The sequence below is a fragment of the Blastocatellia bacterium genome, assembly GCA_016713405.1.
Classification (GTDB): Bacteria; Acidobacteriota; Blastocatellia; order Chloracidobacteriales; family JADJPF01; genus JADJPF01.
This window is the reverse complement of record JADJPF010000003.1, coordinates 314,451-327,512: the sequence shown is the minus strand read 5'-3', so window position 1 is coordinate 327,512 and position 13,062 is coordinate 314,451. Positions and strand designations below refer to the sequence as shown.

The window sequence follows — 13,062 nt, the reverse complement described above, 5'->3', positions numbered from 1 at the left end:
ATCAATAAGCTTTTAAGGTTTGTCTATGGTAACAATCACCTCATTAGAAGCAGGGCTTTCTCCATTCTCATAGACGGCAGTAACTACATAATTAAATGTAGTTTTTTGGGTAATAGAAACACTATCAGTAAATGTTGTATTTGTTGCTGGTACAATCCCAATTAAATTTGTTGGAGCAAGTAGCACTGGTGTTGTTTGGGATCGATAGATATTATAGCGCAATAAGTTATTTGTTGAAGCAACTCCATCCAAAGGAATTACTCTTACTGCACTTTGATTACCATTGCTATCTACTAGACTAACAGAAACAGCCTTTAATGTTCCAGCACGTACCGCTTGAGTCACACCAGAAATAGAAAAATTAACATTGAACCGTGCTTGTCCTCTTACAGGATTTCTTACTAGCTCAAGTGAAAATGGAGAGAAGTTTTGTAGTCCACCATCTCCGACAATGCCTAAAGCAAAAACTACTTTTCCATTAGCATCCAAAAACCCAAGTGTCATCCCTGCCGTGTTAGCATCATCGTCAATTCCATCTAAGTTAACACCTACGCTATCTTCATTATTAAAAATTGCTGCATTAGCATTCATAATCATAGGTGTTGTGCCATCACCAGCAACACGACCATTGATACCAGTTACAGCCGGAGCAAGGTTTAGTATTCCAGCATCGTCTCTAATACTACTAGCCCAAATTGCAGCAGATGGAAAACCTCTTACACCCTTTAAGGTAAATGGAAAATTACCTGTTTCTTTACCTGTAAAATCCAAAGGTTTAGAAAATATTGCTCTATCGCCAAATAAAAGTAAATTTCCGTTTCGAGGCGTGGTGACACCTCTAACATCTTTATCTAACAAAATAATAGATACTCCACTTTGCCTTCCAAGATCACCGTCAGGGTCAGTAACTGTAAAATCTGCTTTAGCTTTATTTTTTCCTTTTAAGTCTACAATTAATTGTGAAATTCTAGGAGCCTGCCCACTAGCCAGTGGATTAGGTTCATTAACTTGTCTATTTTCATTAGGTTCATTATTTCCAGACCTAACAATACCAAAACGATAAGCTTTTAACTCATTAGTTTCTGGGTCTAGCAAATATTGATCTTTTTCGCTCTGTTCTAGTTTTGCTAAATCCAGAACAGGTTTAGCAAACTTAGATGAAGTTGCAAAATTAGCAGGCACCTGCCAGTTAAGCATAACTTTATCTGTACCTTGAGCAGTAGCTTGCAAGTTACGAACGGTTTGAAAAGGATTTTGCTGAGTAAATAAATTACGTGCTAATTCTGAAGCATTAACCGATCCCCAACCCGTAGCTAAATCATAATTAGTTTGAGCATTAAAACCCATCACATTAGCAACACTATTATTTCCAACAGTTACATCATTAAAGACTTTTGGCCCACCTGCGGCTTGATTAGAACCTAGGGCATAAATACGGAAATTTGCATTTCCTAATCTAATATTTTGATTACGTTGTTGTACCAAAGCTAAAATTCCTGCCCAAGAAGGAGCAGAGGCACTTGTCCCTCCAATAGTAGTAGTAATTCCACTTTGAACAATAAAATAGCCTGGGCCAATTGGATCAGCCATAAGAGCAACATCTGGAACATTTCGTTTAGTGCTATTTGCAACACCGGGCCCAACTTGATAAGCAGGTTTATCAAAAACCGTACTAAGACCACCTCCGCTACCTCGTCCTGTATTCCAAACTACTTCGCCACCATAAGCCGTAGCATTACCATTTGTATCAAACCTTGCATCTAGCCTAGTTCCACCGACAGCTACAACATTAGGAGAAGATGCTAGTCCATTTACAGCTAAACGCCCATCCCTACAATCATTTGCCCCATCATCACCAGAAGCAACAAAAGTTGTTTGACCCTGCGCCACACCTTGAGCATAAAGCGAGTTAAAAAACATTGTACTCTCCAGCATCAAGCGTTGTTCACACAATCCAAAACTTAAACTAACAATAGGAATGCTGGAAAAATCATTATAAATAGCCTGCAATGACTGCGAGATCATTGGCGCGATGATAGCTTGAACATTGGCTTTAGGAGCCGCTGCCCCGGAAAGTTGTACATCTAGCAAAACCTCCGTTTCTTCAATTCCTCCCCGATTAGCAACCGGGCCAAATGGAAAAACTTTCTTAGGGTCATTTGCTGTTAAACCAAAGTCTGAACGAAATTTTTGCACATCGCTAACATTAAAGTCTGAACGAGCAGCAATAGCAATTGCTTGTCCTGTCCCATCTATGCCTTCAGCAATCAAAGGGGCAGTGTTATAAGCAATTTGAAAATCTTTTGGAGCTAAGGCCGTCCGACCATTAAAAGTAAGTGCTGAGTCTTTGCTAGAGTTAGATTTATCTATATTTGCTAACTTTTTATGTAAGGGTTCTGGCTCAGAAAAGTTTTCTAGCCCAAGCACAGTTAACACATTGCTAGCAAAACGCGCTGGAATTTGAGGAGCTTTATTATTAGCAAAATATTGTCGCTCGCTATATTGATAACGATTTATTTGTAATTGAAAGGTTTTTTCTATTTTCGCAACAGTTCCACTGAAATTTATTGCTAAACGGTTGGGCCAAGTGCGATCAACTATAAAGCCTTCTGACTCTAGCCAACTAACCATTGCTTGATATTCTGTTTTATCAACTCCAAAACGCTCTCCAAACTCATTTGGACTAATCCAACGTTGATAATTAGGGGATTTTGTGTCATGTAACTCTGCAAGAAATTTATCTAAATCTAATGGATTACGTAAATTTAGTGCTAAAGTAAGCTGCATGGAAGTATTTTCTTCTACAGGAGCTATAAGGCTAGCAGAGTTTACTTCTGGCCGAATTTGCTGAGATAAAGTTACTTTGCTCTTTAGCTCTTGGCTTGCAGAAACAGTTATTTTTTCAGGCAAACAAAGCCAAGTAATTAGTAAAATCACGCTAACTAATAATAAATGATGTCTCAACATAATTTGTTGATTATTGCAACGTAACATTTTTTTTACTCCTGTATTTTTGTTTTACAAGCAAGACTTTTAGCCAGTTAATTAGTTTGATTTAGCAAATTATGATAACTGACTTTTGTAAAGCGAGTCCAGACATTTAACATTTGTTATTCTTTCTTTGTATGGTGTATATTGCGAAAAAGCCATGAGTTTAATCAAACATAACTGTAGCAATTGTGGTGCTGACCTAGAATTTCCAGAACAACTTGCTCGTGTTTGTTGCCCACAATGCCATAATCATTTCTTAGTAGAAATCTATGATGATATTGTTAGCTTAAAATGGCTAAAAGATGCTCCTGTTTCTATTGTTACAAATTTATCGGATGTAAGTAAAGAACCACTTAGTTTACGTGAACAATTAAAAATATTAGATCAACAAATTTATGAAATTGACCGCAAAGTCAAACAACGTCGTAGCTCTGCATCATCTAGCTTTGTAGTAGCATTTATGTTTTTCTTTTTTACTTTGTCAGGGTTACTAATTAACCGGTTAGTAATTGCTGTTTTTTGTGGGACTATTTGCACTACAATGATTTTACTAATGGGAAGTAAATTAAAGGAGTCTGCACGCTCTCGTAAATCATTGGCAATTTTAGTTTATCAACGAGAGGTTTTAGCTAGGGAAATTAGCATAAGCCAACCAAGAATTTTTTAATAGTTTAAGTTAATAACTTTGGCGGGAACGAACCTGAATATTTGGGCGATTAACTTTTAGGGCAAGTTTATGATTTTTACTTTTTTGGAGGTTTTCAGGATAAAAGGCTAAAGTATATTGGGAACGAAGTTCTTTAGATACTTCTAAGAGCTTTTCTGTCAATTGTTTACCTCCTTGGGTTTTAATATATTGTCCGCCAGTTTTTTCTGCAAAATTTTTTAGAAGACCACTAGCTATCATTTTACTAGAATCTCTACTATCCTCTAAATCAGTAATATCTATAGTATAAATGCTAGTAGAAGATTTAGCAGCTAATTCCAAAGCTTGTTTTTCAGTATGTTTACTAGAGCTATCTCCCCCATCAGAAATAATTATTACTGCGCGACGTATTTCGCCACGCTTATTTAGATCTTCCAAAGACTTATACATTGCATCATAGAGTGAGGTTGTCCCATCAGATTCTATTTCCCAAATATCAGGGCTAATATCTTTAACATTAGTAAACTCTTGCAAATTATAAACCTTATAGTTAAAGCCATAAACGGCGGTTGAATCACTGGGGCGCATATTTTCCATAAATTGTGCTGCGGCAACTTTGGCACGGCTTAATTTATTTCTCATACTTGAGCTTGCATCAATTAAAATTGCGGCTGCAAAGGGGGTTTCTTCTGCGCTAAAATGGGCAATTTGACGGCTTTGGCCGTCTTCGGTTAAAAGAAAATCATTAGCTTTTAGATTAGCTACAAAACGTCCATTATTATCAGTCACGGTAGCATTAATAACTACTAAACCTGTTTCTATTTTAATTATATTATCTTCTGGATTTTGAATAAGATAAGAAGTGCTATTAGTTGTAAGACTTAATAATAGTAATAGGGTAGTGACAACAGTTTTTAGCATAAAGTTAGTTATCATTCATTTTTTTTATTTCTTTAGTTAATCCTAAAACTTCGTTTACTTGTTCAATCAAGACTAAAGAAACACTATGACGGTTTACTTTACGGCTTTCTTTTTCTATTATTTGAGTAGCTTTATGTAAGCGTTCTAGAGCAATATAAACATTTTCTGGTTTAGTTTCTAATTTATTTCCACCTCCACCTTGTTCAGAACGTACTTTTTTAGCTAATTTTTCTATTTTTTCTATTTTCTTTTTATCATCAATAGTAAATTGGCATTGGGTTTGGGATATTCTTAATAAGGATCTAGCTAAATGATTCATTTCGCTACTAGCACTAATCATTTCTTTATGTTCTTTTTCGGCAATAGCAATACGGCTGCGAGAAATAGTTTCACCGATAGAAAAAACAGGTCTTTGCTCAGGCTCACTTATAGGTGATGGTGGTGATGGTTCTTGCGCAAAAACAATAGCTGGAAAAATAAGAAAAAGTAAGATTAAGATAACTTTATACATATCTTTTCCTTAATATAGAAATAAATGTAGCTATAGTTTAGCATTTTTGGTTAAAAAAGGCCATGTAGTAGAAACTAAAAAATTTATTTATATTTAAGATTGGTTCTTTTGCTTTGACGTGGCTATTTTCAAAGTATTACAATAGCTGAAATTAAAGATTTTATTTTAAATTATTATAATAGGTCACTATAAAAATGGTTTATAAAACAGCACTTAGAGGCCGCTTGGTCATATTTATTGATGGTAATAACCTTTTTCATGCTGCTAGGTCGGTTGGAGTAGAAATTGATTATGCAAAACTCCTTGATGTACTTAGAGGACAAGACACTTTATTAAGAGCTTTTTTCTACACAGGTGTAGACCAAAACGCAGAGCGTCAACAAGGCTTTTTACTCTGGATGCGTAGAAATGGTTATAGAGTAGTAGAAAAAGAATTAAAAACCTTCCCAGATGGAACTAAAAAAGCCAATTTAGATGTGGAAATTGCTGTAGATATGCTGTCTTTAGCTGATAGATATGATACAGCTATTTTAGTTAGTGGAGATGAAGACTTTGCTTATGCTGTTGATGCTGTTGCTTATAAAGGTGTTCGTGTAGAAATTGCGGGTTTTCGCTCCAATACTTCACCTAGATTAATTGACGTAGCTGATCGCTTTATAGAATTAGATAGTTTAATTCCAGAAATTTGTAAGACCGAGCGTCCATATTCTCTAAGTAGTACTACAGGACAATTTAGCATTGTACGACGTGACTGGCCTGGGGATAGAACCACTCAACCACTTCATGATGATTTACAACATATTTTTAAGGATCCTGTTGATTAATTAAAATCTTTTCTTATATCTTTCACGAAACTCTTTCCATCTATCAAAAAAAGACATCTTCGTTGATGTTTCTAAACAACTATTCGCTGTTTTTACAATTTCTTTTTTCTTAATTTCAGTTAAAGCCATTAAAAATAACTTTCTTTGTTTTGAAAGTCCCAAAATAACTTGATTAGGATTATTTAACCAAGCTTGCCCAATAGCAACTGTAGCTTGTTGAGCAAGTGCTGGTTCATCTTTTTGTACTGCTAAAGCAAAAAGCTCTGTTAAATTTCTATCACTACCACCAGCTAAATGAATTTGTCCAACAAGGTATTGTAATCTAGTACGGCGTTGATAACTTCTTCTCATTATAGAAAACCATTCTTTAGCTTGATCTTCATTATCAGACAGAAGATTATATTTAGCTATTGCTAAAGAACCTCGAGCAAGAACCCTATAACCTAAAGAAACATTATTTACAGAATAATCCTGCCTTAAGTTATCACCTAAAGAAATAACTAGAGCAAAAGTTCTTTCACATTCTTTAGTTTTTCCTTCTCGAAACTGTACATAAGCCTTCCAAAGTAGTACATCTACTCTATCAATAACAGTTAGGTGATCTAAATTATTAACAAAAATTTTATGTTGTGGTGTCAAATTTGTTAATTCACTAATATCAAAAGTTTTATAAGTAGCAGCTTTTTCAATGAGTGCTATTTCTGGACGCTCAAATATCCTTGCTAATTCGTCTTTTGTAGGTTGTGAGGCTGGATCAAAGTAGTCATCCCAGGAAGTTTACCTTTTGGAGCAACTTCAGCAGGTTGACCAGGAGCTAGAGCTTCTGCTAAATCCAAAGCTCCATTGCCTGGTTGTTGTCTAACTTGACCAATAATTTTTTCAACTAGCCTTGGGGATCTGTAATTTTCATTAGTAAAGCTAAGTATTTGATTTTTTGCTAGTCTAGAGCTTACAGACATATGTCTTTCATTATAAAAATAAAAAACTGTTGCCCCTAGTAAGAATAAAAGGCTAACGGCACTTGTTGCTAAACCTAAGCGTTTTAGATTAGAAACAGGTATTTTGTTAACAGTCTTTTTCTTAGCTAATTTTTTAATTAATTCACGAACTTGTTTTTCTTCTTGTTGATTAAGTTTTATATTGCTAAACCTAACATTATTATAATAGTTAGTAAGCTCTGCAACTTCTGAAAGCTTAGTATTTGTAGCAAATTCAAGAGGCGTTTGATGTTTTTGTTTCTTAAAGCCTTTCTTTTCTAAAACTACCAACATTTCATTGTAAAATAACACGGCTGATTGTTGTGGATTGTTTTTAGTTCTCCAACGTAGCCAAGGCAAAAATAACTGTCTAGCCCACCAACTAGAAAAAGTTTTCCTGGTGCTAATTGCCACCCTTTAAGTAATTGTCTAAACTGCCAAGTCAGAAAAGTAAGTATAGTTAATGAGCCTAAAATACTAATAATAGCTAAATTTTTTACTGGTATTTGACCTGTAGAAAAATTATTGTAGGAATTTAATAAATATCGTCGGAAATTAAAAATATAACTCTCTAAACTTGATTTATAAGATGATACTGTATCTCTAACCCTAGTTGATAGATAGCTTTGACGTTCTGAGTCATAAGTTACAACATAATCAAGCCAAAGCATTCTAACAGCACTAAAATACTTTTTTAGCTTATTAGCAATATTATTAGTATATTGGCTAAAGCCTGCTGATGGCGTAGGATCAAAATCCATCCAAGTATCTGTAGTAGGAAAATAAACCTCTACCCAAGAATGAGCCTCTGATTGCCGGATGGTAAAAGTATTATTTACTTCGTTATATTCCCCTGTCTGAAAACCATTTACTATACGTGCTGCTACCCCAATATGCCTAAGCATTATTACCATTGCGCTAGCAAAATATTCACAATGTCCTTGTTGAGTGTTAAAAAGAAAATCTACTAAAGGATCAACTTCACCTGTTCGTTTCATCTCTAATGAATAGCTATAATTTTTTTTCAAATACTGTTCAATAGCTCTAGCTTTATCAAAACGAGTTGTAGCACCTTGAGTAACATCTTGAGCAAGTTTAGCTACTCGCTCATCCATATCAGGAACTTGTAAATAATGATCCTTTGTTTCCTGGCTATAGGGTTGTGCATCTTTTTTTAGTTCTGTTAAAGGAGGCAAAGAAATATCAGAATAAGCTGTATAAACTATTTGTTTATATGAATGGTCGGCAGTGGTTAATGTGTCTGAAGTAGTACTATAAAGAGAAGGTAATTGGTTATTAACGGTCAAGGGCCTAGGGGCAACAAAAACAACAGGCGTGCTAAGAGGTTCAAGATAAAATGTTTGCTCTAAAAGAAAAGGATTTTTACTTGGTTCATCTACCTTGTAAAGTCCATCTATAGGACGTAAAGCTTTACGTTGTTCTCTTCGCGGTTCGCTCCAACTACGACCATTATATTGACTTAAAGTTACCCCTCGCCATTTTGGTAATTTAGCTAATTTGGTGGCATCTGTCTTTAGACGTACATTCATTACTACCTGTTCACTTTTCTTAATATCTCCTACTTGACCTAGTTCTACAACATCAGAAAACCCTGTAATAGATACTGTGGTAGCACCAAAACTACGTGCCATAAAATTAGTATTAAGTCTTGGAATCATCAAAAAAACAGGAGCCGTAATCATTCCAATTAATAATACAATAGCAAATGTCACACCAACTAAATAAGTAATTCTTCGTAAAGGCAATGCTCTGCCTATTTGGTTTAATAGCTTTTCTTCTTTAGGTTTATAAACTTCTCCTTGACTGCGTTTTACTTCAAAAGCTTCTAAAGTTGCCAATATTAACAATAAAAATATAGACAACATAATAATGAAAGTAATATCTATTGTTAAAGTAGCAGCTAAAAGTATTTCAAAAACAGCTATTAGATATAAAAGACCCAATCACGATCTGCTTTTACCTTAAATAAATTAAAAATCGATATAAATAAACTATAGTGGATTAGTGGCCCAACATAAGAAGAACTAATATAGCGAAAATCTATGTAAACAAAAGGTAAGAAAGATATTGCTAACCAATTAGCTGTTTGAGGTTTAATTTGTAGTTTTGAGTCCGCTTTGTCACTATACCAACTAAGTATTAAAGCTATACTATAAAGCACCATCGAAATAAAATCTACATTACCTGTTAAACATAAAGTTAAAAACCCTTGGGTAATTAGTAAATATGAACAAATCTTAAAGTATTTTTCTAGTGTATTACTTTTTATCATAGCTTACTTAAACTAATAACTTTAATTCTAATGTTATTTGTTGGCATTAATGAAGGTAAAGGTGTAACAATGATCTTAAAATCATTTTTATCCATTTCCAAAAACTCACTAATGGATTTAGTTGGCTTATTATCTATAATATTTTGACTACGTGGTTGTATTAAAGCTAAGATTCTAAATATTTTATAGAGGTGTTCTGTACCTAAACCAAAGTCTGTTTGTTCTTTAGGAGTCAACAAACGAACTTCTGAGCCTTGTTTAGTTAAATAATCCGCTAAAGAAGCTATTAAAACTACTGCTCTTTCAAATTTTTCTTGAAAGTCTGCTAAATCATCTATTTGTTGATCGTCTAGCACTAAACTAAAACGCCGTTCATCTTCTGTAGTAGATTCTTTTACCATAAGGCGACGTGTTTTTGCTGTCGCTTTCCAATCAATATACCTCATACTATCATTAGGAACATATTGGCGCATTCTATAGAGATCTGTGCTATTACCTTTTTGAGAGCTTTCTAACCATCCTGTTAAAACTGGAATACTAGCAGCAAAACTACTAATCGGTTGTGGTTCAGGATAAACTATAACTTCCCCAGCAGCTTCTTTTTCTTGTACTTTACGCAAGAAGCCAAAAGGAAATTTAGTGCTAATCATAAAACCTGTAATTTGATAATTTCCTCGTTTCCTAAATGTATAAGATATACGTTGGCTTACTTTACTGTTATTAGGTAAAATACTATAGTGAGCTAATTTACCAAAACCTTTTTCTTGTTGTGGCCCTAAAAATAGCTCTTGCACTTTTACAAAAAGGTTTTTCTTTTCTTCTTCCCCTGTATTTACACCAACAGTTAAAGAAAAAGAAGGTAATAATTTTTTTCGATTAATTAAAGAGAGTTCTAGTAAAGTTTCTTGATTAGCAAAAATATGTTCTGGAAATCTAAGACTAACATCTAGTTTACGTAAGCTGCCCTCAGAAATAATTCCAGAGGCTATTATTACAGCAATTAAGACAGAGAAAACCAAATAAAGTAAATTATTTCCTGTATTAATAGCAGAAAAACCGACAATAAGGGTAAGGACAAAGAAAAAAGCCATTTCTGGAGTAGCAGAATAGGAAAATCGCCAAGAAAAAAGCTCTAAATTTACTCGTCGCGAAAGTTTTGGAACGCTATAGAGTCCACCTATTCCAGCAAGTACCAAAGATAATATAGTAGTACCAACAACTAATTGATAGTCCCCTGTTTGTAGTAAAGAATTAGAGACTACTGCTAAAACTAGCGCAGAGCCTAATAAAAATGTAGTAATAAAAAACTCTTTAGCAATCCGCTTAAAATCTTGTATTGCTTTGCTATCCATATAAAACCTAAACTATTCTTGGCTTAAATTGGTACTTCAACAGTCTTTAATATTTCCTGGAGAACTGACTCTGCTTCTTCAGAATGTTTTTTTGCTGATCCATACCGAGCATTAACAATAACACGATGAGAAAAAACTGGTACTAGCAAATTTTTTACATCATCAGGAATACAATAATCTCGCTTTTCTAAAATAGCACAAGATTGTGCTGCATGAAGTAAAGCTAAACTAGCTCTAGGACTTACTCCTAGCTCTAAAAGCTCATTATTTCTAGTAGCATCAACTAATTTTACAAGATAATCTAAAATTAAATCATCTACTCTTACTTCTCTAACTAATTTTTGTAACTCTACAACATCAGAAGCCTGCATTATAGGTTCAATACTTTCTATTGGATGCCTGGTCATTTGATTACGTAAGATTTGCTTTTCTTCTGACATTTCTGGATAACCCATACTGATACGCATCATAAAACGGTCTAATTGTGATTCTGGCAGCGGGTAGGTGCCATGATGTTCTACAGGGTTTTGAGTAGCTAAAACAATAAAGGGGCGTGGTAGGGGATAAGTTTTATTTTCAATCGTAACATGTCCTTCTGCCATTGCTTCTAAAAGACTACTTTGAGTTTTAGGAGTAGTTCGATTGATTTCATCAGCTAAAATTACATTGGCGAAAATTGGCCCTGGCCGAAATTCAAAGTTATCTGCACGTTGATTATAAACCGATAAGCCAACAATATCTGATGGGAGTAAATCACTAGTAAACTGTACTCTGTTAAAAGTACAATTAAAAGAACGGGCCATTGTTTGAGCTAAAGTAGTTTTACCTACACCAGGAACATCTTCTATTAAAAGATGCCCTCCTGCTAGTAAAGCAATTATAGCTAGACGAATAACTTCCGATTTACCGCGAATAACTGTTTCTATAGTTTTTTGTAATTGTTTGGTTTTAGTGATAGCTGTCGAAAGATCCATGTTCTATTTTGCCAGTCGTTTAGAGTAAGGCTAGTGTGTCCTTTATTTAGATGGTAGAGTGCAATTTATCATAAGTGTAGATTTTGACAAAAGGAAAGTTTATAGCAAAAAGGAGAATTTAATTTTTGGAAATTAAAAATTCTAAATAGACCCATTTACAAGTAGGATTGTAAGGTTATCGGGTTTTTGGCTATTGACGCAAAAAAGTTATTTCTACTAGAATTGGGAGCTTACTTTTTTATTTGCACTTTAAAAATTCTTGGGTACGTAACTCAGTGGTAGAGTGCTATCCTCACACGGTAGAAGTCGCTGGTTCAAGCCCAGCCGTACCCATAAAAAACCATAGCCCAGTAAATTATTACTGGGCTATTTTATTTAATAAAACATTAGAGCTAGTTATTTTTTATTAGCTTCTTTTTCTGCCTTTTTCTTTAACTCTTGAGCTTTTTTAGTTGCTTCTTGAATTGCTTTTAATGTTCCTGCTTGTTCTTTTTCTACCACACTAATTGGTTTTATATCCTTTGGTATTACAGTATTATAAGGATAGTTAATTAATGTTATCCATCGTTCATCTGCTTGTTTCATATCATTAACACGAACACCAACATATATTTTATCGCCTTGTTCATTATTTTTTGTATAGATAACCATACTATCGCCTAATTCACTAGTATCTAAATGTACATCCCAATTTTTAGCTTTTAATTCTCCTGAATACCAATCAGCAATTTTTTTAACGTTATCTTTAGTTTTATACTCCCACCAAAGACCCGGTTTATCGGTTGGTTTTCTTGTTGCCCCTGGATAGAAGGGTACATCACTAGGCAATGTTGCTGGCATTTTCATTGCTTCATTTAAGTTACCAACATTAATAGGAGTCTTTTTGTCATCTTTATCTGCTACTTCTATTTGTTGGGCTATAGGATTATCACTTATATCTACAACATGAATAGTAAAATCTGTAGCTTTTTCCTTAGCATTTGGATAAGCAACAACTTTTATACTTCGTTTTGGTTTAGTAAAAAAAAGTCCTTCCTTACTATTAGATTGTTGTATTCTGAGTTGCCAGCCTTCTTTTTTTAAGTTTTCTATAAAAAAGTCATTTACTTCTTTAGGATCTGACTTGGTTTGAAAATCAAACATAGTAATTTTATTTGTAATTCTTTTTCCTTTAGCAGCAGCCTTTGGAAAAGTTGGAACATCCTTTGGCAAAACAACATTTGCTCCTGCTGGAGCATTAACTAAAACAGGTTGCCCTGTTGCATCAGTTGTATTATTTGCTTCTATTGTATTATTTGCAGTCACTCCAGAATTATTTGCAGGCGTATTATTTGCCGTACTATTACTTGCTGTGTTATCGCTATTAGCAGTTTTGTTACAACCAATAAAAGCGGTCATTAAAAGTAAAGTTAGTAAAATCAAGGAAAACTTCTTAGACATTAAATCCTCCTAAAAACATGTCCACAAAAGCTTAAAACTAAATATTAATAAATTGTTTAAGCTTAAAATCAACTAACACCAACTATTTAGTTTTATAGATGAAGTTAGCTCATTGCAAGCTAGCAAAACATTA

12 protein-coding genes and 1 tRNA gene are annotated in these 13,062 nt (G+C 34.1%); 3 read left to right on the top strand and 10 right to left on the bottom strand.

Annotation, left to right across the window (positions count from 1 at the left end; genetic code table 11):
- Positions 1 to 12 precede the first annotated feature (12 nt).
- Positions 13 to 2,994, bottom strand: a complete 2,982-nt coding sequence (locus IPK14_04775; protein MBK7992734.1) for a S8/S53 family peptidase — start codon at positions 2,992 to 2,994, stop codon at positions 13 to 15.
- Positions 2,995 to 3,148: 154 nt separating this feature from the next.
- Here IPK14_04775 and IPK14_04770 point away from each other — a divergent pair, with 154 nt between their 5' ends.
- Entirely contained in the window at positions 3,149 to 3,658 is a 510-nt protein-coding gene (locus IPK14_04770; protein MBK7992733.1) for a hypothetical protein, read from the top strand.
- Positions 3,659 to 3,667: 9 nt separating this feature from the next.
- Here the strand turns inward: IPK14_04770 and IPK14_04765 are convergent, their stop codons facing one another.
- A complete protein-coding gene (locus IPK14_04765) occupies positions 3,668 to 4,558 on the bottom strand; it encodes a VWA domain-containing protein (protein ID MBK7992732.1) in 891 nt (296 codons plus the stop codon).
- A gap of 4 nt (positions 4,559 to 4,562) precedes the next feature.
- Complete coding sequence (locus IPK14_04760) at positions 4,563 to 5,069, bottom strand: hypothetical protein (GenBank protein ID MBK7992731.1); 507 nt, start codon at positions 5,067 to 5,069, stop codon at positions 4,563 to 4,565.
- A gap of 194 nt (positions 5,070 to 5,263) precedes the next feature.
- Between IPK14_04760 and IPK14_04755 the strand changes: the two genes are divergently transcribed.
- Positions 5,264 to 5,893: an NYN domain-containing protein gene (locus tag IPK14_04755; GenBank protein ID MBK7992730.1), complete on the top strand. Its 630-nt coding sequence runs from the start codon at positions 5,264 to 5,266 to the stop codon at positions 5,891 to 5,893.
- On the opposite strand, the gene IPK14_04750 is transcribed toward IPK14_04755, so the two are convergent.
- The 6 genes from IPK14_04750 to IPK14_04725 form a co-directional block, all read right to left on the bottom strand.
- Entirely contained in the window at positions 5,894 to 6,532 is a 639-nt protein-coding gene (locus tag IPK14_04750; GenBank protein MBK7992729.1) for a hypothetical protein, read from the bottom strand. It abuts the gene before it with no gap.
- Positions 6,533 to 6,615: 83 nt separating this feature from the next.
- Positions 6,616 to 7,230 (bottom strand): DUF4129 domain-containing protein, encoded by a 615-nt coding sequence (locus tag IPK14_04745; protein MBK7992728.1) that lies wholly within the window; start codon positions 7,228 to 7,230, stop codon positions 6,616 to 6,618.
- A complete protein-coding gene (locus IPK14_04740) occupies positions 7,155 to 8,834 on the bottom strand; it encodes a DUF3488 domain-containing protein (protein ID MBK7992727.1) in 1,680 nt (559 codons plus the stop codon). Before IPK14_04740 ends, IPK14_04745 begins: the two co-directional genes overlap by 76 nt.
- On the bottom strand, positions 8,816 to 9,163 hold the full coding sequence (locus IPK14_04735) for a hypothetical protein (protein ID MBK7992726.1): 348 nt from the start codon (positions 9,161 to 9,163) through the stop codon (positions 8,816 to 8,818). The genes IPK14_04740 and IPK14_04735 overlap by 19 nt, the downstream gene beginning before the upstream one ends.
- The gene (locus tag IPK14_04730) at positions 9,160 to 10,515 is read right to left on the bottom strand and encodes a DUF58 domain-containing protein (protein MBK7992725.1); all 1,356 of its coding nucleotides are present in this window, start codon (positions 10,513 to 10,515) and stop codon (positions 9,160 to 9,162) included. The genes IPK14_04735 and IPK14_04730 overlap by 4 nt, the downstream gene beginning before the upstream one ends.
- Positions 10,516 to 10,538: 23 nt before the next feature.
- Positions 10,539 to 11,489 (bottom strand): MoxR family ATPase, encoded by a 951-nt coding sequence (locus IPK14_04725; GenBank protein ID MBK7992724.1) that lies wholly within the window; start codon positions 11,487 to 11,489, stop codon positions 10,539 to 10,541.
- 261 nt (positions 11,490 to 11,750) lie between these two features.
- Here IPK14_04725 and IPK14_04720 point away from each other — a divergent pair.
- A tRNA-Val gene (locus tag IPK14_04720) sits at positions 11,751 to 11,822 on the top strand.
- Between the two features lie 63 nt (positions 11,823 to 11,885).
- Here IPK14_04720 and IPK14_04715 read toward each other — a convergent pair.
- On the bottom strand, positions 11,886 to 12,929 hold the full coding sequence (locus IPK14_04715; GenBank protein ID MBK7992723.1) for a hypothetical protein: 1,044 nt from the start codon (positions 12,927 to 12,929) through the stop codon (positions 11,886 to 11,888).
- Positions 12,930 to 13,062: the final 133 nt, after the last annotated feature.